The 24,389-nt window shown below is 69.2% G+C and carries 28 protein-coding genes and 4 tRNA genes; 16 read left to right on the top strand and 16 right to left on the bottom strand.

The window, feature by feature from the left end:
- Positions 1–19 precede the first annotated feature (19 nt).
- The 7 genes from A5648_RS03300 to A5648_RS03270 form a co-directional block, all read right to left on the bottom strand.
- Complete coding sequence (locus A5648_RS03300) at positions 20–1,069, bottom strand: NUDIX hydrolase (protein ID WP_065023178.1); 1,050 nt, start codon at positions 1,067–1,069, stop codon at positions 20–22.
- The gene (locus tag A5648_RS03295) at positions 1,069–2,193 is read right to left on the bottom strand and encodes a glycosyltransferase family 4 protein (protein WP_065023177.1); all 1,125 of its coding nucleotides are present in this window, start codon (positions 2,191–2,193) and stop codon (positions 1,069–1,071) included. The genes A5648_RS03300 and A5648_RS03295 overlap by 1 nt, the downstream gene beginning before the upstream one ends.
- Positions 2,193–3,116 (bottom strand): phosphatidylinositol mannoside acyltransferase, encoded by a 924-nt coding sequence (locus A5648_RS03290; RefSeq protein ID WP_234787274.1) that lies wholly within the window; start codon positions 3,114–3,116, stop codon positions 2,193–2,195. The genes A5648_RS03295 and A5648_RS03290 overlap by 1 nt, the downstream gene beginning before the upstream one ends.
- A 17-nt stretch (positions 3,117–3,133) precedes the next feature.
- Entirely contained in the window at positions 3,134–3,796 is a 663-nt protein-coding gene (gene pgsA / locus A5648_RS03285) for a phosphatidylinositol phosphate synthase (protein WP_065023175.1), read from the bottom strand.
- A complete protein-coding gene (locus A5648_RS03280; RefSeq protein ID WP_065023174.1) occupies positions 3,793–4,365 on the bottom strand; it encodes an HIT family protein in 573 nt (190 codons plus the stop codon). Before A5648_RS03280 ends, pgsA begins: the two co-directional genes overlap by 4 nt.
- Positions 4,362–6,407: a threonine--tRNA ligase gene (gene thrS, locus A5648_RS03275; protein WP_065023173.1), complete on the bottom strand. Its 2,046-nt coding sequence runs from the start codon at positions 6,405–6,407 to the stop codon at positions 4,362–4,364. Before thrS ends, A5648_RS03280 begins: the two co-directional genes overlap by 4 nt.
- Positions 6,408–6,491: 84 nt before the next feature.
- Complete coding sequence (locus A5648_RS03270) at positions 6,492–7,115, bottom strand: PaaI family thioesterase (protein ID WP_207511587.1); 624 nt, start codon at positions 7,113–7,115, stop codon at positions 6,492–6,494.
- Positions 7,116–7,200: 85 nt separating this feature from the next.
- Here A5648_RS03270 and A5648_RS03265 point away from each other — a divergent pair, with 85 nt between their 5' ends.
- Complete coding sequence (locus A5648_RS03265; protein ID WP_065023171.1) at positions 7,201–7,698, top strand: DUF1990 family protein; 498 nt, start codon at positions 7,201–7,203, stop codon at positions 7,696–7,698.
- 64 nt (positions 7,699–7,762) lie between these two features.
- Here A5648_RS03265 and A5648_RS03260 read toward each other — a convergent pair whose 3' ends face one another.
- Positions 7,763–8,218: a DoxX family membrane protein gene (locus A5648_RS03260; protein WP_065023170.1), complete on the bottom strand. Its 456-nt coding sequence runs from the start codon at positions 8,216–8,218 to the stop codon at positions 7,763–7,765.
- Between the two features lie 93 nt (positions 8,219–8,311).
- Between A5648_RS03260 and A5648_RS03255 the strand changes: the two genes are divergently transcribed.
- Entirely contained in the window at positions 8,312–9,016 is a 705-nt protein-coding gene (locus A5648_RS03255) for a helix-turn-helix transcriptional regulator (protein ID WP_065023169.1), read from the top strand.
- On the opposite strand, the gene A5648_RS03250 is transcribed toward A5648_RS03255, so the two are convergent.
- From A5648_RS03250 to A5648_RS03225, 6 genes are all read right to left on the bottom strand, one after another.
- Positions 9,013–9,900: an NAD(P)H-dependent flavin oxidoreductase gene (locus A5648_RS03250; RefSeq protein ID WP_065023205.1), complete on the bottom strand. Its 888-nt coding sequence runs from the start codon at positions 9,898–9,900 to the stop codon at positions 9,013–9,015. The two genes, A5648_RS03255 and A5648_RS03250, sit on opposite strands and share 4 nt — an antisense overlap.
- A 65-nt stretch (positions 9,901–9,965) precedes the next feature.
- Complete coding sequence (locus tag A5648_RS03245; protein WP_065023168.1) at positions 9,966–10,304, bottom strand: cupin domain-containing protein; 339 nt, start codon at positions 10,302–10,304, stop codon at positions 9,966–9,968.
- A gap of 45 nt (positions 10,305–10,349) precedes the next feature.
- Positions 10,350–10,775 carry a hypothetical protein gene (locus A5648_RS03240; RefSeq protein WP_065023167.1) on the bottom strand — a complete coding sequence of 142 codons (426 nt, stop codon included), beginning with the start codon at positions 10,773–10,775 and terminating at the stop codon, positions 10,350–10,352.
- A complete protein-coding gene (locus A5648_RS03235) occupies positions 10,772–11,527 on the bottom strand; it encodes a helix-turn-helix transcriptional regulator (RefSeq protein ID WP_065023166.1) in 756 nt (251 codons plus the stop codon). Before A5648_RS03235 ends, A5648_RS03240 begins: the two co-directional genes overlap by 4 nt.
- Positions 11,524–11,868: a ferredoxin gene (fdxA, locus tag A5648_RS03230; RefSeq protein ID WP_064920404.1), complete on the bottom strand. Its 345-nt coding sequence runs from the start codon at positions 11,866–11,868 to the stop codon at positions 11,524–11,526. Before fdxA ends, A5648_RS03235 begins: the two co-directional genes overlap by 4 nt.
- Before the next feature lie 152 nt (positions 11,869–12,020).
- A complete protein-coding gene (locus tag A5648_RS03225) occupies positions 12,021–13,673 on the bottom strand; it encodes an acyl-CoA synthetase (RefSeq protein WP_065023165.1) in 1,653 nt (550 codons plus the stop codon).
- 117 nt (positions 13,674–13,790) lie between these two features.
- On the opposite strand from A5648_RS03225, the gene A5648_RS03220 reads away from it, so the two are divergent.
- From A5648_RS03220 to A5648_RS03210, 3 genes are all read left to right on the top strand, one after another.
- Positions 13,791–14,456 carry a DedA family protein gene (locus A5648_RS03220; RefSeq protein WP_065023164.1) on the top strand — a complete coding sequence of 222 codons (666 nt, stop codon included), beginning with the start codon at positions 13,791–13,793 and terminating at the stop codon, positions 14,454–14,456.
- 91 nt (positions 14,457–14,547) lie between these two features.
- Positions 14,548–15,168: an antibiotic biosynthesis monooxygenase gene (locus A5648_RS03215; protein WP_065023163.1), complete on the top strand. Its 621-nt coding sequence runs from the start codon at positions 14,548–14,550 to the stop codon at positions 15,166–15,168.
- A 152-nt stretch (positions 15,169–15,320) separates the two neighbouring features.
- A complete protein-coding gene (locus A5648_RS03210) occupies positions 15,321–16,088 on the top strand; it encodes an esterase (RefSeq protein ID WP_082966305.1) in 768 nt (255 codons plus the stop codon).
- A 67-nt stretch (positions 16,089–16,155) separates the two neighbouring features.
- On the opposite strand, the gene A5648_RS03205 is transcribed toward A5648_RS03210, so the two are convergent.
- Positions 16,156–16,227 (bottom strand) — tRNA-Val (locus A5648_RS03205).
- Between the two features lie 159 nt (positions 16,228–16,386).
- Here A5648_RS03205 and A5648_RS03200 point away from each other — a divergent pair.
- The 7 genes from A5648_RS03200 (at position 16,387) to A5648_RS03170 (ending at position 19,168) form a co-directional block, all read left to right on the top strand.
- A tRNA-Gly gene (locus tag A5648_RS03200) sits at positions 16,387–16,459 on the top strand.
- Positions 16,460–16,489: 30 nt separating this feature from the next.
- A tRNA-Cys gene (locus A5648_RS03195) sits at positions 16,490–16,560 on the top strand.
- 17 nt (positions 16,561–16,577) lie between these two features.
- Positions 16,578–16,649: transfer RNA gene (locus A5648_RS03190), tRNA-Val, on the top strand.
- An 89-nt stretch (positions 16,650–16,738) separates the two neighbouring features.
- On the top strand, positions 16,739–16,990 hold the full coding sequence (locus tag A5648_RS03185; protein ID WP_131810512.1) for a hypothetical protein: 252 nt from the start codon (positions 16,739–16,741) through the stop codon (positions 16,988–16,990).
- 201 nt (positions 16,991–17,191) lie between these two features.
- Entirely contained in the window at positions 17,192–17,749 is a 558-nt protein-coding gene (locus tag A5648_RS03180; protein WP_234787272.1) for a DUF4352 domain-containing protein, read from the top strand.
- A 64-nt stretch (positions 17,750–17,813) separates the two neighbouring features.
- Positions 17,814–18,560 (top strand): Clp protease N-terminal domain-containing protein, encoded by a 747-nt coding sequence (locus A5648_RS03175; RefSeq protein WP_065023160.1) that lies wholly within the window; start codon positions 17,814–17,816, stop codon positions 18,558–18,560.
- 74 nt (positions 18,561–18,634) lie between these two features.
- On the top strand, positions 18,635–19,168 hold the full coding sequence (locus A5648_RS03170; protein ID WP_065023203.1) for a hypothetical protein: 534 nt from the start codon (positions 18,635–18,637) through the stop codon (positions 19,166–19,168).
- A gap of 57 nt (positions 19,169–19,225) precedes the next feature.
- Here the strand turns inward: A5648_RS03170 and zapE are convergent, their stop codons facing one another.
- Positions 19,226–20,308 (bottom strand): cell division protein ZapE, encoded by a 1,083-nt coding sequence (zapE, locus tag A5648_RS03165; protein ID WP_065023159.1) that lies wholly within the window; start codon positions 20,306–20,308, stop codon positions 19,226–19,228.
- Here zapE and A5648_RS03160 point away from each other — a divergent pair.
- From A5648_RS03160 to msrB, 4 genes are read left to right on the top strand one after another with little or no spacing between them, the layout of a single operon-like run.
- The gene (locus tag A5648_RS03160) at positions 20,307–21,089 is read left to right on the top strand and encodes a pyrimidine reductase family protein (RefSeq protein ID WP_065023158.1); all 783 of its coding nucleotides are present in this window, start codon (positions 20,307–20,309) and stop codon (positions 21,087–21,089) included. The two genes, zapE and A5648_RS03160, sit on opposite strands and share 2 nt — an antisense overlap.
- Positions 21,090–21,099: 10 nt before the next feature.
- The gene (locus A5648_RS03155; RefSeq protein WP_065023157.1) at positions 21,100–22,659 is read left to right on the top strand and encodes an alpha/beta hydrolase; all 1,560 of its coding nucleotides are present in this window, start codon (positions 21,100–21,102) and stop codon (positions 22,657–22,659) included.
- A gap of 23 nt (positions 22,660–22,682) precedes the next feature.
- Complete coding sequence (aftC, locus tag A5648_RS03150; protein WP_065023156.1) at positions 22,683–23,981, top strand: arabinofuranan 3-O-arabinosyltransferase; 1,299 nt, start codon at positions 22,683–22,685, stop codon at positions 23,979–23,981.
- Positions 23,978–24,385, top strand: a complete 408-nt coding sequence (gene msrB, locus A5648_RS03145) for a peptide-methionine (R)-S-oxide reductase MsrB (protein ID WP_065023155.1) — start codon at positions 23,978–23,980, stop codon at positions 24,383–24,385. The genes aftC and msrB overlap by 4 nt, the downstream gene beginning before the upstream one ends.
- The last annotated feature ends 4 nt before the right edge of the window (positions 24,386–24,389 follow it).

Here is a 24,389-nt window from a genome sequence, read left to right as displayed (position 1 = left end):
GCGGATCAACCCGCCGCGGTCAGGTGATCCGGCGGACGTCCGGAGTCGAGCCGACAGCGTCGGCCAGCCGGGCCGCCTCGGCGAGCCGCTCGCCCAGCTGCAGCGGATAGACCTTCTCACCGCCGGCGGCCAGCTCCGCGATCGCGGGGGCGTCGCACCAGCGGTGGCCCTGCAGGTAGCGCTGCTCCAGCCCGGTCCGGCCGGCGCCCGACGGCTCGAACCGGCCGGTGCGGTAAGCGAAGAAGAACTCCTGGCTGTCGAGCCGTTCGCCGTTGAACTCGAAGATGGCGTCGCGGCGCCAGATCGGCCCGACCAGCTCGCCGGGGTCGACCTTCAGACCGGTCTCCTCGGCCAGTTCCCGGGCCGCCGCCTCGGCCAGCGGCTCGTCGGGCAATACCTGGCCGCCGATGGTGAACCACCAGCGTGGCGCCGGGTTCGCGGCGTCGTCGTCCGGCAGGGCCGGGTCGCGGCCGCGCAGCAGCAGCACCGACCCGGTCTCGTCGAGCAACACCACCCGCGCCGAAACACGCGGTTCCAGCACGCCCTGATCGCCGTGCCCCTGCAGGCCCGCTCGTTCGAGGATCTCGAAATACGTTGGCATCGGTGCGGTTCCGCCCAAATGCAAGGCCCGCACCAGCGGCCGCTCGCGCAGTGCCACCGTGTCGCGGACCGCGTCGTTGTGGAACCGGCGGGCCAGCAGCACCCGGGCTTCGGCGTCGGCCAGCTCGGCGACCATCGCCGGCGGCAACGACGCGGGTTCGACCATCGCCAGTTCGGCCGACAACGCGTTCTCGGCCGTCTCGCGAGCGTCTCGCGTGGACCGCTCGGCGACATCGGCCAGGGCCGCCAGCCGGCGCCCGGCCACCGCGCCGCCGTAGGCCTCGATCGCGACGGCCCGGGCCACCACCGCACGACGCGCCAGCGCCCCGTCCAGCGCCTGCCAGGACAGCTCGCAGCGCACGTGCAGCCGGTTGAGCCGGTTGGCGGTCTGATACGCCCAGCCCACCGCGGCGGCCAGCACTGCCACGGCGATCAGCACCAGCACGGTGCCGACGATCGTCGGACCCATCAGTCGCCCACCGAGACCTTGCGGCCGGCGCCGGCGACCGTCTCGTAGACCCGGATGATCTGGTCGGCCACCACCGACCAGTCAAAGCGGCGTACCGCCTCGCGGCCCGCCGCCACATAGGACGCCCGCAGCGCGTCGTCCTCGAGCACCTCGATCAGGGCGGCGGCCAGGGCCTCGTGGTCATCGACGGGCACCAGCCGGCCCGCCTCGCCGTCGCACAACACCCGGCGGAACGCGTCCAGGTCACTGGCGACCACCGCGGCCCCGGCGGCCATCGCCTCGGCAAGCACGATGCCGAAGCTCTCGCCACCGGTGTTCGGCGCACAGTACACGTCGGCGCTGCGCAGCGCCGACGCCTTCTCGGCGTCGTCGACTTGCCCCAGAAATCGCAGGTGGCCGGCCAATGCGCCTGCGTTGCTGGACAATTCGGCTTCATCACCGCGGCCGACGACCAATACCTCCACGTCGGCGAACTTCTCGACCAGCGCAGGCAGCGCACCCAGCAGCACGGCCATCCCCTTGCGGGGTTCGTCGTAGCGGCCCAGGAACAGCACCGTGCGCCCGGCCCGCGGGTAACCGGCCAATGGCTGCGCGGTGGCGAACGCGGCCACGTCGACCCCGTTGGGGATCTCTACGGCGTCGGATCCCAGCGCCTCCATCTGCCAGCGGCGGGCCAGGTCCGACACCGCGATGCGGCCGATGATCTTCTCGTGCATCGGCCGCAGCAAGCCCTGGGCCACGCTCAGCGTCAACGATTTGGTGGTCGAGGTGTGAAAGGTGGCCACGATCGGGCCTTCGGCCACGTTCAGCGCCAGCATCGACAGGCTGGGGGCGTTCGGCTCGTGCAGGTGCAACACGTCGAAATCCCCTTGCATGAGCCATTTCTTGACCTTGCGATGCGCGGCCGGGCTGAACTGCAGCCGGGCCACCGACCCGTTGTAGGGGATCCCGAGGGCCTTGCCGGCGGAGACGACGTAGTCGGGCAACTCCACGTGCGGCGAGGCCGGCGCCAGCACGCTGACCTCGTGCCCGCGGGCCCGCAGCACCTCGGCCAACTGCAGGACGTGAGCCTGCACCCCGCCCGGCACGTCGAACGAGTAGGGGCAGACGATGCCGATCCGCATCAGCTCTCCCCCAGCCGCGCCCGCCGGGATTCGGTAAGGTCGGCCACCCACTGCGGCTGCATCATGTGCCAGTCTTCGGGGTAGGCGGCGATGCCCTCGGCGAACCTGTCGGCCAGCGCCTGGGTGATCACCCCGACATCACCGCCTGCGCAGTCGAGCGGCGGGTGAATCCGGATGCCCCAGCCCGCGCCCTCGAACCAGCAGTGCACCGGCAGCAGTGCGGCACCGGTTTGGATCGCGAGTTTGGCCGAGCCGGCCGGCATCCGGGTGGTCGCACCGAAGAAGTCGACCGGCACCCCGCTTCGGGTCAGGTCGCGGTCGGCCATCAGGCAGACCAGCCCGTTGCCGGTCAGGCGCTCGGCCAGTACCTCGAGCGGGGGCCGCTCGCCACCGGACAACGGCAGCACTTCGAAGCCCAGACTCTCCCGGAAGTCGAGGAAGCGCCGGTACAGCGACTCGGGTTTGAGCCGTTCGGCGACCGTGGTGAACCCGCCGTGCGTCTGGGCCAGCCACACCCCGGCCATGTCCCAGTTGCCGCTGTGCGGCAAGGCCAGCACCGCGCCACGCCCGGCGCGCAGCGCGGCCTCGATGTTCTCGTGGCCCCGCACCGATTCCTGCAGCTGCGCCGCCAACTTGGCGTGATCCATGGTGGGCAGCCGGAACGCCTCGCGCCAATACCGGGCGTAGGACGCCAGCGAGGCCCGCATCAGCGCCGAGGGCACCTCGGCCGGGGCCACCCCCAGTACGCGAGCCAGATTCTTGCGCAACTGCTCGGGGCCACCGCTGCGCGCCGCGAACAACGCACCGGCGTCGAAGGCGTTGCGGGCGACGAATTCCGGCAGTGCACGCACCATCATCCAGCCGGCAGCGAACCCGGCGTCGGTGGCCCAGGCGTCGAGCCGGCTGAGCCCGGGAATGCGCAGACCGCTCGGGAGGAGAGTCACGATCCGGCGGTTCCCTCGCCGTCGGCGTCCGGCAGCGGTTCCACCGCTCCGGGGGAGGTGCGCACGGTGTGCAGCCGCTGGGCGCAGGTGATCAGGCTGGCCACCGCCAGCAGCCACATCGCCACGTGCAGCGCCCACGGCAGCGGGTACACCGGCAGATCGGACAATCCCGCGCCCACCAGCACGATGATCAGCCGTTCCGGGCGTTCGATGTAACCGCCGTCGCCGCGCAGGCCGCTGGCTTCGGCGCGGGCCTTGATGTAGGAGATCACCTGCGAGGTGACCAGGCAGATCAACGTCGCGACCACCAGCGGGGCGCTGTCCAGGCCGAACGCCGCCCACCACGCCAGTCCGCAGAACACCGCTCCGTCACTGATCCGGTCGCAGGTCGCGTCCAGTACCGCGCCGAACGCACTGCCGCCGCCGCTCTCGCGCGCCATCGCCCCGTCGAGCATGTCGAAGTGCACGAAGAACCAGACCACCAGCGTGCCGGCGAACAGCTGACCGGTCGGAAACAGGGTCAGCGCCGCCAGCACCGCACCGGCGGTGCCCAGGATCGTGACGATGTCGGCGGTAAGCCCGGCCCGCAGGAAGGCCCGCGCCACCGGGGTGGTGATACCGGCGAACGTCGCCCGGGACAGGAACGGCAGTCTGCTCATTGCTGTTTCGCCCACTCGTCGGCGAGCAGCCGGCGAGTATCGCGCAGCAATTGCGGGATCACTTTGGAGCCGCCGACGATCGTGATGAAGTTTGCGTCGCCGCCCCAGCGCGGCACCACGTGCACGTGCAGGTGCTCGGCCAATGACCCGCCGGCCGACTCGCCCAGGTTCAGCCCCACGTTGAACCCGTGCGGGCGCGACACCGCCTTGATCACCCGGATGGCTTTTTGAATAAACGTCATCAGCTCGGCGCCCTCGGGTTCGGTGAGGTCTTCGAACTCCGAGAACCGCCGGTAGGGCACCACCATCAGGTGGCCGGGGTTGTAGGGGTAGAGGTTGAGCACGGCGTAGACGTATTCACCGCGCGCCACCACCAGCCCGTCTTCGTCGGACATGGTGGGGATGTCGGTGAACGGCCGGGTGGATCGCGCCGAGCCCGCTTCGGTGCGCTTGAGGGGTGCCTCGGCCAGGTAGGTCATCCGATACGGCGTCCACAGCCGCTCCAGCCGGTCGGCTTCACCGACGCCGGTGTCGACGATCCCCTGCTCGCCGCCCTCGTCGCCGGTCACTGGGTGCCGCCTACCTTCAGCGTGTCCGCGGTCGGCACGGTGTTGTCGCGGGCGGTGATCCAGCCGGCGATCGCGGCGACTGCCTCGTCGCGCGGCACGCCGTTGATCTGGGTGCGGTCGGCGAACCGGAAGCTGACCGCGCCGGCGTCGACGTCGCGGTCGCCGGCCAGCAGCATGAACGGCACCTTGGCATTGGTGTGGTTGACGATCTTCTTGGGCATCCGGTCGTCACTGGCGTCCACCTCGACCCGCACCCCGCGGCTGCGTAGTTGGGCGGCAACCTCTTCCAGGTAGCCCACGTGCTGGTCGGCGACCGGGATGCCGACCACCTGCACCGGCGCCAGCCAGGCCGGGAACGCCCCGGCGTAGTGCTCGGTCAGCACCCCGAAGAAACGCTCGATCGAGCCGAACAGCGCCCGGTGGATGAGCACCGGGCGCTGTCGGGTGCCATCGGCCGCGGTGTACTCCAGCTCGAAACGGTCGGGCATGTTGAAGTCGAGCTGAATGGTCGACATCTGCCAGCTGCGGCCCAGCGCGTCTTTGACCTGCACCGAGATCTTCGGCCCATAAAACGCCGCACCGCCCGGGTCGGGCACTAGGGTCAGCCCGGACGCCTCGGCGACCTCGCGCAGCGTCTCGGTGGCCTCCTCCCACACCTCGTCGGAGCCCACGTACTTCTCCGGGTCCTTGGTGGACAGCTCCAGGTAGTAGTCGTCCAGGCCGTAGTCGGAGAGCAGGTCGAGCACGAAGCGCAGCAGCGAGGCCAGCTCGTCGCGCATGGTCTCCCGGGTGCAATAGATGTGCGCGTCGTCCTGGGTCATGCCGCGGACCCGGGTCAGGCCGTGCACCACCCCGGAGCGTTCGTAGCGGTACACACTGCCGAATTCGAAGAGCCGCAAGGGAAGTTCACGGTATGAGCGCCCACGCGACCGGAAGATCAAATGGTGCATGGGGCAGTTCATCGGCTTGAGGTAGTAGTCCTGGCCGGGTTTGCGCAGGGATCCGTCCTCGGCGAACTCCGCGTCGATGTGCATCGGCGGGTACATGCCCTCGCGGTACCACTCCAGATGTCCGGAGGTCTCGTAGAGTTCGGACTTGGTGATGTGCGGGGTGTTGACGAACTGGTAGCCGGCCTCGATGTGCTTGCGCCGCGAGTAGTCCTCCAGCTCGCGGCGGATGATCCCGCCCTTGGGGTGGAAAACCGGTAGGCCCGAACCGATCTCGTCGGGGAAGCTGAACAGGTCCAGTTCGACGCCGAGCTTGCGGTGGTCGCGGCGCAGGGCTTCCTCGATCAGTTCCAGGTGACGGTCCAGTGCCTCCTGGGACTCCCATGCGGTGCCGTAGACCCGTTGCAGGCTGGCGTTGTTCTGGTCGCCGCGCCAGTAGGCCGCCGAGGAGCGGGTGAGTTTGAACGCCGGGATGAACCGGGTGGTCGGGATGTGCGGGCCGCGGCACAAGTCACCCCAAACCCGTTCCCGGGTACGGGGATTGAGGTTGTCGTAAGCGGTGAGCTCGTCGCCGCCGACCTCCATGATGTCGCTGTCGCCCGATTTGTCGTCGACCAGCTCCAGCTTGTACGGCTCGTTCGCGAGCTCGGCGCGGGCGGCGTCTTTGGACTCATAGACCCGCCGGGAAAACAACTGGCCGTCTTTGATGATGGCCCGCATCCGCTTCTCCAGCGCGGCCAGATCCTCCGGGGTGAAGGCTTCGGGGACGTCGAAGTCGTAGTAGAAGCCGTCGGTGATCGGCGGGCCGATGCCGAGCTTGGCGGCCGGGAACAGGTCTTGCACCGCTTGGGCCAGCACATGCGCGCACGAGTGCCGGATGACGCTGCGGCCGTCTTCGGTATCGGCGGCCACCGGGGTTGCTTCGGTGTCGGTGTCGGGAACCCAACCCAGGTCGCGCAGCTTGCCCTGCGCGTCGCGCACCACCACGATCGCATCCGGCGCGCCGCGGCTGGGCAGGCCCGCCGCGCGCACCGCATCGGCGGCGGTGGTGCCGGCAGGAACCCGGATCGGGGCGGGCTGTGCGGGCGCGCTCATGGCGTGGTCTCCAAGGGGATGCGAGGTGGTCGAAACGTCCGCGACCATGCTATCGGGGCTGTGGTGGCCGACCGTTGAGGGCATCTACGGCTGGCCGGGTTTGAGCACCACGAACAACGCCTCGCCGTCGGCCAGCAGCGTATCGCCGTCGCGCAGGGTGGTCTCGACGAAGATCTTGCGGCCCTCGGTCCGGCTGACCCACGCCTCGACCTGCAACTCCTTACCGATGGGCACGATGCTGCGGTAGTTGATGTGCAGATAGGCGGTGCGCTGGTAGGGCCCGCCGGTCAGCAGCCACGACGCGGTCCCGAGCACCGAGTCGAACAGCAGCCCGATGGCGCCGCCGTGGGCAGCGCCGTTGCGCCCCAGGTGGAACCGCCGGAATCGCGCCCAGCCGTGCAGCCGCCCGTCGTCGCCCTTCTTGAGCTTCATCGGCACCGGAAGCAGGTTGCCGCGCATCGGCAGGTCCAGCCGGCGCCCGGACGGCGACGCCCATTCGTCGGCGTCGTACGGGGCCAACAGGTCGCAGACTTCCTGCAGCGCGTCGGCGGCCCGGCTGATCACCGCGGCGGGGGCGTCGACGGCGCGGGCGTGGTCCTGCAGGTCACGCATCATCTCCAAGAACCGGCCGTAGTCCGACCCGCCCTTCTCGGTCGGCTCGGGCGGGTTGAACCCGCCGCCGGCATGTGGGGCTTGCACGCGTCCTATTTAACGTTGACCCTGCGTCCAGGGCGCATCCCGCTCGCACTTTTGCGCCCTGGACGCAGGCTCAACCGCCTGGGAGGGTGGGCCGGTGGACTTGAGCGAGCTGCGTGATCTGCCGCTGACCTACGCGGAGGTGGGCGCCACCGCGGGGGCGCTGCCCGACGGGTATCAGCACCTGGAGCACACCGCCCCGATCGGCCGCGGCCGACAGCGCTTCGAGGAGGCCGGCGAAGCGGTGTTGCACTGGGGCATGCAGCGCGGGACCGGCTTGGGTGTGCGGGCGGACAGCGACGTCGCGCAGGTGGGCGCGACCGTGGTGGTGCGAATGGGGTTGTTGACCGCACCGTGCCGGGTCGTCTACGTGGTCTCGGAACCCGATCGGCGCGGCTTCGCCTACGGCACCCTGCCGGGACACCCCGGCTGCGGCGAGGAGTTGTTCGCGGTGCGCTACGACCCGGCCGATGACCTGGTCTATGCGCAGGTGCGATCGTTCTTCCGGCCGAACAAATGGTGGATCAGGGCGGGCGGGCCGGTGACATCGGTGGTCCAGCGCGTGATCGCCAAACGCTATCTGCGGGCGGTGTGACGCGACCGCGCCACGGACGGATCGGGTGACCGTGGCGCGGTCGCGAGTCGGTGCGGGCGGAGTGTCAGGTCAACTGGCGGGTGTGCACCGCCTGAGCCAGTCGGGCCAGCACTACCGCGGAGACCAGCAGACCGAAGTCGCGCAGCGCGACGTCGTAGTAGCCCGACAAGGTGAGCAGGTCGACGATGATGCCGGCCAGCCAGGCTGCCACCACCCAGGCGCCGATCCGCGGCGCGACCGCGACCAGGACACCGGCGACGATTTCGATGGCGCCGATCAGGTACATCGCCTGGTCGCCGTTGCCCGGCAGAATGTCATTGATCCAGCCGGCAAGGTACTTGTCCCAGTGACTCGGTCCCGCGCCGCCCGGCACGTGCGTCAGCAGGTTGAAGAATTTGTCCAGACCGAACAGGATCGGAGCGACCGTGAACAGGGTCCGCAGCACGAAGAACGCCTCGAACACCGGATCCTTCAACCGCTCCGAAACGGCAGGTGAACTCGCATGACCGGTGGCACTCATAACGCCCTCCTCAACTCTAACGGCTTATATTTTCTACGTTAGAACGGGTAGAATCTAACGTCAAGAGTTTCATCCGATAGAAGTTCACGAACTATGGCCAACCGCGACCGCGACGTGACGGGAATCGGCGCACTCGCCGATCCGGTCCGCCGTGAGCTGTATCGATTCGTCGCCGCCCAACCCGGCCCGGTCAGCCGCGACGAGGCTGCCGCGGCGACCGGTATCGCCCGCCACCAGGCCAAGTTCCATCTGGACCGGCTGGAGGCCGACGGCCTGCTGCAGAGTGACTATGCCCGGCTGACCGGCCGCTCCGGCCCCGGCGCGGGCCGCCCCTCGAAGCGCTACCGGCGCTCGCCTGACCAAATCGCCATCAGCTTGCCGCCGCGGGAGTATGAGCTGGCGGGCCGGCTGATGGCCGACGCGATCGCCGAATCCGCCCGCACCGGCACTCCGGCGATCGAGGTACTGCGCTCCCTGGCCCGCGACTTTGGCCGCGGACTCGGCAGCACCGCGACCGCGGGGCAGGCGCCGACCGACGCGATGGCCGCACTCGAGTTGGCCATCGGCGTGCTCGGCGAACACGGCTACGAACCCCGCGATGGTGACGGCGAGGTCTTCTTGGCCAACTGTCCGTTCCACGCGCTGGCCCGGGCCCAGACGGAGCTGGCCTGCACCATGAACCTCGCGTTGATCAGCGGCGTCAGCGAGGCACTGGAGCCGCACTGCCCGCAGACCCGGCTCTGCCCGGACCCGTCGCGCTGCTGCGTCGTGCTGCGTGCCGCAGCGGACCCCGATTAGGCCCAGCGCGCCAGCAGTTGCTTGGCCCCGGCGCACAACTCGTCGATGACCACGGCCACCGGACGGCTGTCGTGCAGCATCCCCACGCCCTGGCCCGCGTCGACCGGGGCGATGCGCTGATCGTCGGCGGCGATCCCGGCAGCCAGTTCCGCGCCGGCTTCGCTATCGCCGGCCAGCGTCTCCTCTCGGCCCGCCCAGCGGCCCACGAACTCATTGCGCAATACCCGCGAAGGGAAGCGCGTCGGCCAATCCAGCCGCTGGCCGACGTCGAACACCCGGGTGCTGACGGTGTCGGTGCCGGTGGCCGCGATCAGGGCGCGCCGGGCACCGTCGCCGGTCAACGCCTCGGGGCAAGCCGACAGGCAGGTGCCCAGCCAGGCGCCGGCCGCGCCGGCCGCCAGCACCGCGGCCAAGCTGCGCGGCGAGGCGATCCCCCCGGCGGCCAGCACCGGTACCGCCACGGCGTCCAGCACGGCATCGAGCAGGGGCAGCGTGGCCAGCCGGATCTCGCCGTGCCCCCCACCTTCGGCGCCGCGGGCCACCACCAGGTCCAGCCCGGCGTCGGCTGCACGGCGGGCGGTCTCGGCGTCATAGACCTGGGTGGCGGCTGGTATTCCGGCGGCGTGGGCGCGCTGCACCCAGGACAGGTCGTCGCCGAAGCTCACCGAGAGCAGCGCCGGGCGCGCTGCCAGGGCGGCATCGAGCAGCTCCGGCTGATCGCGGATCACCCAGTCCACCAAGCCGATTCCGAACCGCGCCGGCCCGGCCAGGGCCAGCTCGCCGGCCAGTGATTCCGCCGTGGCGGTACTGCCCATGCCGATCATGCCCAGCCCGCCCGCGGCGGTGACCGCAGCGGCCAGCCGCCCACCGGCCACCCCGCCCATCGGGGCGTTGAGAATGGGCAGCTGCAGACCGGCCCGCTTCGACCAGGGTGTGCTCAGCGGCACGCTCAGTGGGATGCGCTCTTGGCGACCGTCAGCAGCACCACCGAGTCCTCCAGCGACTCCAGCGCGTGGCGGGTGCGCGGCAGAATGACGAGCTCGCCGGCCGAGCCCTCCCAGGCGTCGTCGCCGGCACTCAGCCGGACCCGGCCACGCAGCACCTGCAGGGTCGACTCCCCCGGGCTGTCGTGTTCGGCCAGCGACTGGCCGGCCTGCAGGGCAACCAGGGTCTGGCGCAGATGATGCACCGAGCCGCCGTAGACGGTGTGGGCCGCGCGCCCGCTGTGATGCTGCTTGGCCTCGGCGAGCTTCTCGTCGGCCAACGCGGTCAGGGAGGTCGATTCCATCGGTAGTCCTTCTCACTCGTCGGGTCGGTTAGCGGGTCGAACGGCTCAGCGAGACAGCAACAGAATGCCCAGTGGCACCAGTGCGGCGACCTTGATCACCTCCAGGCCGACGTAGGCGTAGTGAGCACGGGAACGAGGCGCCTCCAGCCCGGACAGCACCTGGTCGGCGCGGCGGCTCAGGCGCGGCCGCACGGCCAGCATCTGGGTGAACAACATAGCCACGGCGACCACGAACGCCACGACGGTGCCGGCGCTCGGGCGCTCGATCGCGAACGCGACCGCGAGGGCCGCGGCCAGAACGAACTCGACGGCATTGAGGGCCCGAAACACCAACCGGCCGATCCCCAGGCAGACCGGGATCGTCGCGTTGGGCGCGCGGAACTTCAGCGGTGCCTCCATGAACGAGATCGCGACCACCATGCCCAGCCACAGAAATGTCGCGGCGACCGCGACGGCGGAGGCAGCGCTCACCCGGTCGGCCCTTCCACTCGCACCGGCAGCGCGGGCGACTGCTCGATCCGAGCCCCGTTCGGGGCCGGCCTGGGCGCATCGGCGTCCACCGACTTCAGATGCGCCACACACAGATCGGGCTTGGCGAACGAGTCGAGGCGGTCGACCGTCACCGGTGCGTTCCAGGCCTCCAGCGCACCCTGCATCAGGCCCAGGTGGATCGGGCAGACCACCTCGGTGGAGGTCTCGGCGAGCTCGAGGAACGGGCAGTGGCGCAGACCGAGCTGCTTGTCGCCGACGCCGTCGGGCTCGAGCTGCTCGGGCTGGAATCCCAACTCGTCGAGCATGTCGACCAGATGGTCGGTCGACTCCTCGGCGTCGACGGGCTCGGCCGGGCCGTGCAGCGGCCGCAGTCGCCGCCCCCATGCCCGGCCGGCCGCCAGCGCCTTGGCGCCGGGGTCCTGGTCGGCGGCCAGGCCGATGGTGAGGATCTCGGCGAGGAGCCGGAACCGGCGCGTGCCACCACGGTCCATCTGCCGGATCGCCCGGAACATCAGCGCCGGACGGCCCCGGCCCTTGTGGTCGGGTTCGGTGTGTTCGACGCGGCCTTCTTCCACCAACGTGTCCAGGTGGAAACGCACGGTGTTGGGGTGCACGCCCAGCTCGTCGGCGATCTGGGCGATGCTCAGCGGCTCGTCAGCGGCCTGCACCAGCCGAAGTACGTCAAGACGACGTCCTCCAGGTGGCCCGGCCGGTTTGGCGATGTCGCTCACTCCCCCTGGGGCGGGTAACTGGCCACCAGCGGAGTGTCGACGCCGAGCGCGCCGACCTTGGCGGCGCCGCCTGGCGAGCCGAGCGCTTCATCGCGGCCGGGCAGCGCCTCGGTGAAGAACTCCGCGTTGTCGGCCAGGTGGGGTTGCAACTCGTCCGGGAGGTCATCCTCGTAGTAGATGGCCTCGACCGGGCATACCGGCTCGCAGGCACCGCAGTCCACACATTCATCCGGATGGATGTAGAGGGCTCGCCCGCCTTCGTAGATGCAGTCGACGGGGCACTCCTCCACGCAGGCCCGGTCCATCACGTCAACGCACGGCTTCCCGATCACATATGCCATGCGCGAGAGTTTACACAAGGGATTTTGTAGAAACTAGAAGGGCGGACCTAAATGTCGCCCGCGGATTTCCGCCCTCGGCACGTGCCCGCGATGGCCCGGATGCCGTCACGAAACATATTGCGCAGCAATGTGTTCCGAGACAGCTTCACCACTCAGACGGTCGGCACCGCGCTCGCCTGCGCCGCGGCCCAACGGTAGTCGGCCTTGCCGGACGGCGAGCGCTGCACACGCGCGCAGAACACCACATCCTTGGGCAGTTTGTAGCGCGCGATGTAGCGGGCCGCCTCGGCGACGATGTCCTCGGCCGTGGCCTCGGCGCCCTCGGCCAGCTGCACCACGGCGACCACCTCGTTGCCCCAGCGCCGGCTGGGCCGGCCCACCACGACGACGTCGTAGACGGCGGGATGGTGCGCGACCGCGGCTTCGACCTCCTCGGCGAAGATCTTTTCGCCCCCGGAGTTGATCGTCACCGAGTCGCGCCCGAGCAGCTCGATGCCGCCGTCGGCATCCCAGCGGGCTCGATCCCCGGGGACCGAATGCCGGATGCCTTCGATGACGGGGAAGGTCCGTGCGCTCTTCTCCGGATCGCCCAGGTATCCCAGCGGCACATAGCCCTGCTGAGCCAGCCAGCCGATCTCGTCGTCGCCGGGCCGCAGGATGCGGCTCATGTCCTCGCTGACCACGACCGCGCCGGGATTCGGGGTGAATCGGCCGGTGGAGGCCTGGCCGCGGCGGGTGGTCTGGCCCATCTGCGCGCCGGTCTCCGAGGAGCCGCCGGCGTCGAGGATCGACAGCTGCGGAAGCAGGTCCAGGATCCGCTGCTTGAGCGGGGCGGTCAGCGGGGCACCGCCGCTGGCCAGCACGAACAGGCTCGACAAGTCATAGTTGCCGCTCTCCAGGGCGTCGGCGAGTGGCCGGGCGAAGGCGTCGCCGACGATCGAGAGCGAGATGACGCGCTCCCGGGCCGCCAGTTCCCAGGTCGCGGCGGGGTCGAACCGGTCGGTGGTCGCCGACATCACGAACGGCCGGCCGCCGAGCACCGTGATGAACGCGGCCCACTGGGCGGCGCCGTGCATCAGCGGCGCCACCGTCATCGACCCCGGCCCGCCGGCCCGCGTGCGTTCGACGACCTCCGCCAGGCTGGCGGGAATGGCGCCGGTGCCGAACTCCCGGCCACCCATCGCGTTGATGAAGATGTCGTGCTGGCGCCAGAGCACCCCCTTGGGCATGCCGGTGGTGCCGCCGGTGTAGAGCACGTATAGGTCGTCGGCGGATAGCGGCAGGTTCAGCGGTTCATCGGAAGCGGTTGCGAGCAACTCCTCGTAGCGCAGCGCGCCGGGCAGTGGGTCGTTGCCGGAGTCGTCGTCGATGTGGATCAGCAGCATCGCCGGCAGCTGGTCGCCGGCTTGGGCCAGCGCTTCGGCCAGCGTGGGGGCGAACCGCGCGTGGTACATGATCGCCTCGGCCGAGGCGTCGGCCAGCAGGTAGACCAGTTCGTCGGCCACATAGCGGTAGTTGACGTTGAAGGGGGCGACGCGGGCGTGGTAGGCGCCCAGCATGCCTTCCAGGTATTCGTTGCCGTTGGCCAGATACAGCGCGAGATGGCTCTGTCCGGATTCATGGGCGGCCAATTCCGAGCGCTCCCGGCGCGCACCCAGACCCCGTTCGTGCAGCACGCGCGCCAACCGGCGGGCACGGCCCTCGATCTGGGCGTAGCTGAACCGCCGGTCGCCGAACACCACGCAGTCCCGGTCCGGAATGGCAGACGCCACCGCCGAGAACACCTGGGCGAGGTTGAATTCCACTGCCACTCCTCGATTCGACCTCCGGATGCGCCCGGATAACGCTACAAGGTGACGCGCTATTGGCCCGACCATGGTCTGGGCGGGCGCATCCGGCCAGCGTCAGGCATGCTTAGCCGCATGTCGGTGGATGTCCTGCTGCAGTCGATCCCGCCCCTGGCGGTCTATTTGCTCGTCGGCGGGGTGATCGGGATCGAGAGCCTCGGCATCCCCTTGCCCGGTGAAGTGATGTTGGTCGGGGCCGCGCTGCTGTCGTCGCGCCATGACCTGGCGGTCGACCCGGCCGGGGTCGCGGCCGCGGCGATCGTCGGCGCGGTGATCGGCGATTCGATCGGCTATTTGATCGGGCGGCGCTTCGGCATGCCGCTCTTCGACCGCCTGGGTGCACGGTTTCCCAACCACTTCGGCCCCGGTCACATCGCCTACGCAGAACACCTGTTCGCCCGCTGGGGCACCAGCGCCGTGTTCTTCGGCCGGTTCGTCGCACTGTTGCGCATCCTGGCCGGGCCGCTGGCCGGGGCACTGAAGATGCGCTACCCACAGTTCCTCGTCGCCAACGTGACCGGCGCGATCTGCTGGGCCGGCGGCACCACCGCCCTGGTCTACTACGCCGGGATGGCCGCCGAGCACTGGCTGTCCCGGTTCTCCTGGGTCGCGTTGCTGGTGGCGATCCTCGGCGGTGTCATCGGCACGATCGCGCTGCGGGGACGCGTCGGTGCTCGGATCGCCGAGCTGGAGGCCCAACATCGTCACGAAGCGGACTCCGTTCAAGAACTCGCCGATTAGGGGTTGTCGCCGCAGCATCGGCGGAGCATGGTGGAAGGGGACCGGCGGCGCCGCCGGGGCGTCGCCACCGATCGATCAGCCGGAGGCCGATATGTTCGCGCGCGCAACCACAATTCACGCCCATCCGTCATTCCTCGATGAGGGGATCACTCACGTTCGCGGCGTGGTGATGCCGACCCTGGCCGATGAGGACGGCTGCGCGGGAATGTCGATGCTGGTCGACCGCGACGCCGGCCGGTGCATCGTGACGTCGTCCTGGCTGGACGAGGACACCCTGCGCGCCAGCGAGGACAGTGCCCAGCAGCTGTGCGACCGCGCCAGAGAGATCTTCCACGCCACCGCCGAGATCACCCGCTGGGAGGTCGCCGCGGTACGCCGCGACTACCGGTCCCGGCGCCACGCAGGTGTGCGGGTCACCTGGTTGCGGACCGATCCGGCCAGGTGCGAGCGGATGATCGACACCTACAAGCTGGCGCTGATGCCCGAGATGGCCGACCTCGACGGCTTCTGCAGCACCACCCTGCTGGTGGACCGGAGCTCGGGGCGCGCGGTGTCGTCGATCAGCTTCGACGACCGTGCGGCGATGGTGGCCAGCCGCAGCGGTGAGCAGGCCATCTGGGCCAGGGCCGTCAACGACGCCGGCGCCGAGGTCCTCGAGGTCGCCGAGTTCGACCTGGCGATCGCGCACTTGAATGTGCCCGAGATGGCCTGAGCGCCGCTAGCCGTAGTAGGCGACGCCCCACGTGGGGTGTGCTTCGGCGAGCAGCAGGTGTTGCAACGGCTTACGCGAGACGACGCGGTAGGGGGACCGCAGGTTAACCTTTGCTCGCGGCGCGTTGCCGCCTTTGCTAGGAGGTATCACCCATGCGGTCTTTCAGCGTGTCCGTGGTCGTGACGGTAGCCGCCATGGTCGGTTGCCCGGGCGTGGCTGTGGCGGCCCCGAAGGATTACTGCGCCGAGCTCCAAGGTGGCAATGCCGGCCGCACGTGTGAGATCCAGCTCTCCGACCCCGGGTACAAGGTCGACATCAGCATTCCGCTGAACTACCCGGACCAGAAGTCGGTCGCCGAGTACGTCGCCCAGACACGCGACGCGTTCCTCAACTCGGCCAAGTCTGGCGCGCCTCGCAGCACACCGTACGAGTTGAGCATCAAGCCGACGGAATACACCTCGTCGATTCCCCCGCGCGGCACACAAGCGGTGGTGTTCACAGTGAACAAAAACCTCGGCGGGGCGCAGCCACAGACGACGTACAAGGCGTTCAACTGGGACCAGACCTACCGCAAGGCGATCACCTACGCAGCCGCACCGGACGACAAAGAACATGCGCCGTTGTGGCAGGTGGACGATCCGCTGAAGACCGTTGCCCCGATCGTCCAAGCTGACCTGCAGCAGCAGCTGGCACCGCCGCCCGCACAACCGGAACAGTCGACGACGACGACGTCCACCACGGCGCCGCCACCGTTGCCGTTCGCGCAAGCCGCGCTGTACGACCCCACCAACTATCAGAATTTCGCAGTGGTCAACGACGGCGTGATTTTCTTTTTCGACCAGGGCGTGGTGTTGCCCGCTTCGGCCGGGGCTGTACACGTCCTGGTGCCCCGGTCTGCGATCGACCCGATGATCGCCTGACACCTGCGCAGCACTGCCCCGTCCGGCCTGAAACAGAAAAACCACCTGCCGTGAGGTGGTTTTCTTGTGGTCCCGGCTGGGATCGAACCAGCGACCTTCCGCGTGTGAGGCGGACGCTCTCCCCCTGAGCTACGAGACCGGATGAACGAGGTCGAAGACTAGCACGGCCGGTCCCCGTAGCTTCAATGCGCAGGCCGATTTTCGGTCGACTCGCCGGTCTGACAGGCCAAGTTGTGTTGTCTCACATCAGTGGACTAATGTTCTGCATCGCGACGGGCGACGATCTCGCCCGTGGCACGCGGATGTAGCGCAGTTGGTAGCGCATCACCTTGCCAAGGTGAGGGTCGCGGGTTCGAATCCCGTCATCCGCTCGAGGGTGTCAAGTGGCATCAAGCCCTTGCGGTGGAGTGGCCGAGTGGTGAGGCAACGGCCTGCAAAGCCGTGCACACGGGTTCGATTCCCGTCTCCACCTCCGTTCCTTGGCTCTAAGCGCGGTTAGCTCAGCGGGAGAGCGCTTCCCTGACACGGAAGAGGTCGCTGGTTCAATCCCAGTACCGCGCACCGAGATCGATGCAGGTCGGAATTGTTTTCTGGCCTCGACGATGGCGCAGCATGTGCCGCCTGTCACAGCCCAGCGATACGGTTCGCGCATGAAGCGCCTCGCCTTCGCCGCGCTCGCGGCCCTCGCGTTCCTCGCGTTCCTCGCCGCCCCGACCGCATACGCCGATCCCGCCGGCAACGCGATCTGTCGGCTGCTCGCAGCCGGGAACACGCCCGAAGGACTGGAAAACTCGGTGACCGCGCGCCAAGTACTCGGCCCGGACGCCTCCAACGCCGACGCTCGCGTCTACATTCGCTCCGTCGTCGCCGGACAATGCCCCAAGTACCTGTGGCGGTGGTGATTTGGTGATCAAACTGCGCGCTGCGACCCGGCGCCGCCGGCAGGACGAGGCGCGGCAATGACCCATTTTCCGAACGTCCGACTGGGCGGCATTGGCGGGAATGCGGCCGAATCGCGAGTCGCTCCGCGCCCACCGGCAGCTAGGCAGCACAATCGGTAGCAACGCCCCCGTAGGCTGGGAAAGTAGCGAAAGGTGGACCCTATGAGACCGGTTGTCGCCCTGTCGGTAGTGGCACTGCTGGCCGCCGGCGTCTCGGCGGCGTGTTCGGGCCACACCGAATCGCCGCAGGCGCCGTCATCGTCCGACGTGCCCGCCGCCACCGAAACCACCAGTGCCGCACCGAAAGCCACCGGGCACATCGGTGACACCCTGACCTTGACTCGCGCCGACGGCAGCACCATCGCGGTCACCCTGGAAGGGGTCATCAACCCCGCGACGGTCACCCCCGCCGGCGGTGACCGCGGCGCCACCTACATCGCCACGCGGCTCAAGATCGCCGACCCGGGAACGGTGGACATCGACGGCGACGTCAACATCAACGTCTCGGTGTTCGGCTCCGACGGCCAGCGCTACACCCCGGATCTGAACAACGTCAGCGAGTGCACGAATTTCGAATCCGGCATCTTCCGCCTCAGCCCCGGCGAGTCGGCGATCGGTTGCGTGGTGTTCGCGCTGCCGCACGGGGTGAGCCCGACCAAGGTCAAGTACGCCCCGTCCTCGGGGTTCGCCTACGACTTCGGGGAATGGTCCCTGCCGTAGCCGCCCACCCGCAGAGGTCAACCGGTGGTTGACGTCTGCGGCAACGTCAACCTACAGTTGACGCATGGCTGAACCGACTCCCGTGACCCCGCCCGTCCGGCTCGACGATCTGATCAACGCCATCACCGGCGTGCACGACGATCCGCTGGAGCAGTTGACCGACGCCGTGCTGGCCGCCGAGCACCTCAGCGAGGTCGCCGATCACCTGATCGGGCACTTCGTCGATCAGGCACGCCGCTCCGGCGCGTCGTGGACGGAGATCGGCAAGTGCATGGGCGTCACCAAGCAGGCGGCGCAGAAGCGGTTCGTCCCGCGCGCCGAGGCGGCCACGCTGGACGCCGAGCAGGGCTTCGCCCGGTTCACGCCGCGAGCGCGCAGCGCGGTGGTGGCCGCCCAGAACACCGCCCACCGGGCGCGCCATACCGAGATCACCCCCGACCATCTGCTGCTGGGCCTGCTGCACGACCCCGATGCACTGGCCAGCGCCTTGCTCGCCGCACAGCGCATCGACCCGGGCGCCGTCGCCGAAGCCGTCACCCTTGCCCCCGGCGTCAGCGAACCGCCCCCGCTGATCCCGTTCAGCGGGCCGGCCCGCAAGGCACTGGAGTTGACCTTCCGCATCGCACTTCGCCTCGGCCACAACTACATCGGCACCGAACACCTGCTCCTGGCCCTGTTCGACGCCGAAGACGACACCGGACCGCTGCATCGCGCCGGAGTCGACCGGGACCGCCTCGAGACCGACCTCGCCGCAGCCCTGGAGTCCATCACCGTCACGCCGGCCACCGGCGGCGCCGACGCTACGGACTGATCTCCCTGGCCAAGGCTGGTGCACCCGCAACCGCGATATGCCAAGATTCCTCCAACCAACCAAAGAAGGACATGATGCATCGCTGGATTCTGGCCCTGGTCACTTCCATCGTCACCGTGGTGGCCCTGACGGCGCCGGCCGTCGGCTACGCCACGCCCACGACCACGCCGGAAGCCCCGATCGGCCGGCTCGGCGACACGCTGCGCATCCAATACCAGGACGAGGCCTTCGGCCCGATCGTCGCCGACGTGACCGTGCACGACGTGGTGCCCAGTGAGATCCCGCCGGGCTGGGGCCAGAACGGATCGCCGCGCTGGCGCGCGCAGGGCGGTCCGTGGCGGGCGAACGTGACCATCCACCCGATCGCGGTGCCCAACCCCTACATCATGGCGGCCTCGACCACCTTCAACGGAGTCACTCCCGGCGGTGACGCTTACGTGGCCAAGCACACCGACGACCCCACCACCCTGGACGCGCTGCTCACCAACGCGCCGGCGGGCTCCACCGTCACCGGCGGGGTGTACTGGGACGTCTACCGCGGCCTGGTCACCCACGTCACGATGCTGTCCCGCAACACCGGCCTGCGCCTGGCGCAGTGGAATCTGTGAGCTAACCGCCGAGTTCAATGCGGCGGTCCAGCTTCGGCTCTCCTCCGTCGAGCCTCGCTAACCGCCGCTGCTCAACGCCAGCAGCCGGGAGGTGGCCCGCAAGTATTTCTTGCGATAGCCACCGGCCAGCATCTCGGCACTGAAGATGTCGTCCAGCTTGGCCCCGGACGCCACCACCGGAGTGCCCGCGTCGTAGAGCCGGTCGGTCAGTGCCACCAGGCGCAGCGCCACATTCTGATCGTCGATGGGGTGCGCGCCGGTGAGAAAGACTCCGGTGACGCCCTCGATCAGGCTCAGGTACCGCGACGGGTGCATGGTGGCCAGGTGCGCACACAGCGCGTCGAAGTCATCCAGGGTGGAACCGGGCAGCGCCGCGGCGCGCTGGGCGACCTGCTGCGCCGACGGCGGCTCGGGCGCCGGCGGCAGGTCCCGATGCCGATAGTCCGGGCCGTCGACCCGAACCGGTGTGAAAATGCTTGCCAGCGCCTGGATTTCGCGCAGGAAATCCTGCACGGCGAAGCGCCCCTCACCGAGTTGGTCGGGCAGGGTGTTCGACGTGGCGGCCACCGAGACCCCGCGCGCCACCAGTTCTAGGAGCAGCCGCGACACCAGCGTGGTGTTGCCCGGATCGTCGAGTTCGAACTCGTCGATGCACACCACGGTGTAGCCGCCGAGCAACTCGATGCACTCGGTGAACCCGAACACCCCGGCCAGCTGGGTGAGTTCCATGAACGTGGCGAACGCCGTCCGATGCGGCTGCCCTGGATCGCCGGTCTCGGTGATCTCGCGGTAGACCGAAGCCAGCAGGTGGGTCTTGCCGACACCGAACCCGCCGTCGAGATAAAGCCCGACGCCCGGCAGCACTTCGCGCTTGCCGAGCAGCTTGCGCCGCCCGGCCCGCCGCTCAACCGCCTGCGCGCAGAACGCGGTGCAGGCCGCCACGGCCGCCGCCTGGGTGGGCTCGGCGGGGTCGGGACGGTAGCTGGCGAAGCTGGCGCGAGAGAACGTCGGCGGCGGCGTGAGCTGCGCGATCAACCGCTCCGGTGAGACGGCCGGATGCCGGTCCACCAGGTGGTCGATTCCCTCGACGGCGGGATTAGGCACGCAGGAACTGTAGCCACATGGTGCAATCGAGGCCATGTCCGACCTCAGCGCAGATCCGGGTTTCACCCGACTGGACTCGGCACAACCCGTCGACGACGCCGAACTGGCCCGGTTGTACGCCTACCCCGAACCCGAGCACCCGCGCCTGTGGGTGCGCGCCAATTTCATCGGCAGCATCGACGGCGGCGCAACGCTGTCCGGGAGGTCCGGCGGCCTGGGCAATCCGGGCGACCGCGCCCTGTTCATGCTGCTGCGGGCACTGGCCGACGTCGTGCTGGTCGGCGCGGGCACGGTCCGGGTGGAGAACTACGGCGGAGCCCGCCTCAGCGTCGCGCAGCGCCAGCGCCGCCGCGACCGCGGACAGTCCGAGGTGCCCCGGATCGCGATCGTCACCCAGTCCGGGCAGCTGGACCGCGACCTGCGGATCTTCACCGACACCGAGCTGCCGCCGCTGGTGTTGACCAGCACAGCGGCCACCGAGGACACCCGGCGGCGGCTGGCCGGCCACGCCGAGGTCCAGGACTGCTCGACCGGCGACCCGGACCGGGTCGATGAGGCAGCGGTGCTGGCCGCGCTGGGCGCCCGCGGGCACTATCGGGTGCTCACCGAAGGCGGCCCGATGCTGCTGGGCTCTTTCATCGAACGCGATCTGCTCGACGAGCTGTGTCTGACCGTCGCCCCTTTTCTGGTCGGGGGCCTGGCGCGCCGGATCGCCACCGGCCCCGGCGAGGTGGCGATTCCGATGCACTGTGCGCATCTGCTGACCGACGAGTCCGGCTACCTCTACGGCCGCTACGTCAAAGGCGTCCGCCTATAAGGTGACAGGCATGAATCTTGCCAGGATCGCGCTCGCCGCCGCCCTGCCGGTGGTTGTCGTGCTGTCCGGCTGTGCGCCCGGGCTGGCCGCGAACCCGCGCTTCGCCACCGACTCCGGCGCCGGCCCGCAGGGCCAACCCGAGTCCACCCCCGACACGGCCGGCCCGCCGCCGGTCGAGGTACCCAAGAACGACCTGCCCTGGCATGACTGCACGGCCCGGGTCTTCAACGACGCCGCGGTGCCCGCCACCCCCGGGGTGCGGCTGGACTGCGCCAGCTACGACGCCGACGTCGACCCGCTCGGCGGCAGCTCGACGGCGATCAGCATCGGCGTGGTGCGAGCCCGCTCGGTGCAGACCCCCGCCGACGCCGGGCCCGTCGTGTTCACCACCGGCTGGGACCTCCCGTCCTCGCTGCAGCTGCCGACCTGGCTGGCGCGCGGCGGTGCCGATGTGCTCGCCGGCCACCCCGTCGTGGCCGTGGACCGGCGCGGCACCGGCATGTCGAGCCCGGTGGACTGCCGCGACCGCGGTGATCGCGACGAGATGTGGAACCTGGCGCAGTTCGCCCCCGGCGACGACCCGGTGGCCAACCTGGGCACCGTCGCGATGGACGCCACCACCGACTGCACCGACGCCATCTCGCCCGGGGAGTCCTCCTACGACAACACCCACGCCGCCACCGACCTCGAACGGCTGCGCAGCATCTGGGACGTTCCGGCGCTGGCCCTGATCGGAATCGGCAATGGCGCCCAGGTCGCCCTGGCCTACGCCGGATCCCATCCCGGCAAGGTGGCCCGGTTGGCGCTGGACTCCCCCATCCCGCTCGGCGTGGCCGCCGAGGCCGCCGCCGAGCAGCGGATCAAGGGCCAGGAGGCGGCCTTCGAGGCGTTCGCCGCCCAGTGCGTCGCGGTGAACTGCGCCCTGGCGCCCGACCCCAAGGGTGTCGTGGACGCGGTGCTGGACTCCGCCCGTTCCGGGAACGGTCCGGGCGGCGCCTCGGTGGCCGCGGTGACCCATGCCATCGTCAGCACCCTGGGCTATCCCATCGGTGACCGTGTCAGCAGCACCAACGAATTGGCCAGGGCGCTGGCCGGCGCGCATGCCGGTGACGCCAACCTGCTGAACAACCTGATCAACCGGGCCCAGGGCACCGTCGGCAGCGACGGCCACTTCATCAATTCGTGCGCCGACGCGCTCAACCGGCCCACCCCCGACCGGGTCCGGGAGCTGCTAGTCGCCTGGGGCAAGGAGTACCCGCAGTTCGGCGCCGTCGGCGCCCTCGATATGGCGCAGTGCCTGAGCTGGCCCAGCAGCGCCACCCCGGAGGCGGCGAAGGAGCTCAAGATCGACGTGCTGCTGTTCGGGGTGCAAAACGACCCGATCGTCGGCGAGGAGGGTGTGGCGGCCACCGCCGCGGCCGTCATCAACGCCGGCGCGGCCAGCAAGCGGGTGATGTGGCAGGGCATCGGTCACGGGGCCACCGTCTACTCGTCCTGCACGCTACCCCCGCTGATCGGCTATCTCGACAGCGGCAAGCTGCCCGACACCGACGTCTACTGCCCGGCCTGAGCTGAGGCGGGCGCACCCGTTCGGTGTACGGTGCGCTGGTGACGGCAGTTAACTCACTTCGCAGCAGTCTGCTGACCGCCTTCCGCCCACCGACCAGCGCGCCGAGCGCCGCGAACGTGCTGCGTTCGGTGCTGTGGCCGGTGGCCATCATGTCGTTGATTCACCGCGCGGTGATCCTGCCGCTCAACGGCAACATCACCGACGACTTCAAGCCGGTCTACCGCGCGGTGCTCAACTTCCGGCACGGCCTGGACATCTACAACGAGCACTTCGACTACGTCGACCCGCACTACCTCTACTCCCCCGGCGGCACCTTGCTGATGTCGCCGTTCGGGTATCTGCCCGAAACTCTGTCGCGGTACACGTTCATCGCCACCAACACCATCGCCATCCTGCTCGCCGCCTACCTGCTGTTGCGGATGTTCGGTTTCGCGCTGACCTCGGTGGCTGCCCCGGCCCTGCTGGCGGCGCTGTTTCTGACCGAAAGCGTCTCCAGCACACTGGTATTCACCAACATCAACGGCGTCATCCTGCTGGCGGAGGTGCTGTTCTTGCGCTGGGTGCTCGACGGCCGGGAGAGCCGCCAGTGGTGGGCCGGTATGGCCATCGGGCTGACCCTGGTGGTCAAACCGGTGCTGGCGCCGCTGCTGCTGCTTCCGGTGCTGAACAGGCAGTGGCGGCCGCTCATCGGCGCGGTCGTGGCGCCGGTGCTGTTCAACCTGGTGGCGTTCCCGCTGGCCAGCGATCCGACCAGCTACTTCACCCACACCGTGCCCTACATCATGGGCACCCGCGACTACTTCAACTCCTCGATCCTGGGCAATGGCGTGTTCTTCGGCCTGCCGTCTCCGCTGATCCTGTTCCTGCGGGTGTTGTTCACCGCGATCGCGGCCGTCAGTCTGTGGCTGCTCTACCGCTACTACCGCACCCGCGACCCGCGGTTCTGGCTGCTGACCTCCTCGGGCGTGCTACTGACCACCTCGTTTCTGGTGCTGTCGCTGGGCCAGGGCTACTACTCGATCGTGCTGGTCCCGTTCCTGATGACGGTGGTGCTGCCGAACTCGGTGCTGCGCAACTGGCCGGCGTGGCTGGGCATCTACGGGTTCATGACGCTGGACAAATGGCTGATCTTCCGGTGGATGAATGTCGGGCGGCCGCTGGACTACCTCAAGATCACCTACGGCTGGTCGCTGCTGCTGATCGTGGTGTGCGCCGTGCTGTGCTACCGCTACCTGGACGCCCGCGAGGCCGGCCGCCTCGACGACGGGATCGATCCGGCGTGGCTGGCAGATAAACCCGACAGGGCTAACGTGGAGGCATGACCTCTCCCAAGGTGGCGCTCACCGACGACGAGTGGCGCCGCAAACTCACCCCCGAGGAATTCGCCGTGCTGCGCCGCGGCGGTACCGAGCCGCCCAACATCGGTGAATACACCAACACCACCACCGAGGGTGTCTACGAGTGCAGGGCATGCGGCGCCGAATTGTTCCGCAGCACAGAGAAATTCCCGTCGCACTGTGGTTGGCCGTCGTTTTTCGATCCGGCGGACTCCGATGCGGTGATCCTGCGCCCGGACGAGTCCCTGGGGATGCGTCGCACCGAGGTGTTGTGCGCGGCCTGCCACAGCCACCTGGGCCACGTCTTCGAAGGTGAGGGCTACCCCACCCCGACGGATCAGCGGTACTGCATCAACTCGATCTGTCTGCGGCTGGTGCCGTCGTCCTGAGGCG

The sequence above is a fragment of the Mycolicibacter sinensis genome (assembly GCF_001673565.1).
GTDB classification, from domain to species: Bacteria; Actinomycetota; Actinomycetes; order Mycobacteriales; family Mycobacteriaceae; genus Mycobacterium; species Mycobacterium sinense_C.
Note: the sequence above shows the minus strand (reverse complement) of the source record. Positions and strands in the feature narration are given on the sequence as shown.

Coding starts and splice junctions, on each gene's coding strand:
- A5648_RS03300 (WP_065023178.1), bottom strand. CDS start 1,069: ATGGGTCCGACGATCGTCGGCACCGTGCTGGTGCTGATCGCCGTGGCA.
- A5648_RS03295 (WP_065023177.1), bottom strand. CDS start 2,193: ATGCGGATCGGCATCGTCTGCCCCTACTCGTTCGACGTGCCGGGCGGG.
- pgsA (WP_065023175.1), bottom strand. CDS start 3,796: ATGAGCAGACTGCCGTTCCTGTCCCGGGCGACGTTCGCCGGTATCACC.
- thrS (WP_065023173.1), bottom strand. CDS start 6,407: ATGAGCGCGCCCGCACAGCCCGCCCCGATCCGGGTTCCTGCCGGCACC.
- A5648_RS03260 (WP_065023170.1), bottom strand. CDS start 8,218: ATGAGTGCCACCGGTCATGCGAGTTCACCTGCCGTTTCGGAGCGGTTG.
- A5648_RS03255 (WP_065023169.1), top strand. CDS start 8,312: ATGGCCAACCGCGACCGCGACGTGACGGGAATCGGCGCACTCGCCGAT.
- A5648_RS03250 (WP_065023205.1), bottom strand. CDS start 9,900: ATGGGCGGGGTGGCCGGTGGGCGGCTGGCCGCTGCGGTCACCGCCGCG.
- A5648_RS03245 (WP_065023168.1), bottom strand. CDS start 10,304: ATGGAATCGACCTCCCTGACCGCGTTGGCCGACGAGAAGCTCGCCGAG.
- fdxA (WP_064920404.1), bottom strand. CDS start 11,868: ATGGCATATGTGATCGGGAAGCCGTGCGTTGACGTGATGGACCGGGCC.
- A5648_RS03220 (WP_065023164.1), top strand. CDS start 13,791: ATGTCGGTGGATGTCCTGCTGCAGTCGATCCCGCCCCTGGCGGTCTAT.
- A5648_RS03215 (WP_065023163.1), top strand. CDS start 14,548: ATGTTCGCGCGCGCAACCACAATTCACGCCCATCCGTCATTCCTCGAT.
- A5648_RS03210 (WP_082966305.1), top strand. CDS start 15,321: ATGCGGTCTTTCAGCGTGTCCGTGGTCGTGACGGTAGCCGCCATGGTC.
- A5648_RS03185 (WP_131810512.1), top strand. CDS start 16,739: ATGAAGCGCCTCGCCTTCGCCGCGCTCGCGGCCCTCGCGTTCCTCGCG.
- A5648_RS03180 (WP_234787272.1), top strand. CDS start 17,192: ATGAGACCGGTTGTCGCCCTGTCGGTAGTGGCACTGCTGGCCGCCGGC.
- A5648_RS03175 (WP_065023160.1), top strand. CDS start 17,814: ATGGCTGAACCGACTCCCGTGACCCCGCCCGTCCGGCTCGACGATCTG.
- A5648_RS03170 (WP_065023203.1), top strand. CDS start 18,635: ATGCATCGCTGGATTCTGGCCCTGGTCACTTCCATCGTCACCGTGGTG.
- A5648_RS03160 (WP_065023158.1), top strand. CDS start 20,307: ATGTCCGACCTCAGCGCAGATCCGGGTTTCACCCGACTGGACTCGGCA.
- zapE (WP_065023159.1), bottom strand. CDS start 20,308: ATGGCCTCGATTGCACCATGTGGCTACAGTTCCTGCGTGCCTAATCCC.
- A5648_RS03155 (WP_065023157.1), top strand. CDS start 21,100: ATGAATCTTGCCAGGATCGCGCTCGCCGCCGCCCTGCCGGTGGTTGTC.
- msrB (WP_065023155.1), top strand. CDS start 23,978: ATGACCTCTCCCAAGGTGGCGCTCACCGACGACGAGTGGCGCCGCAAA.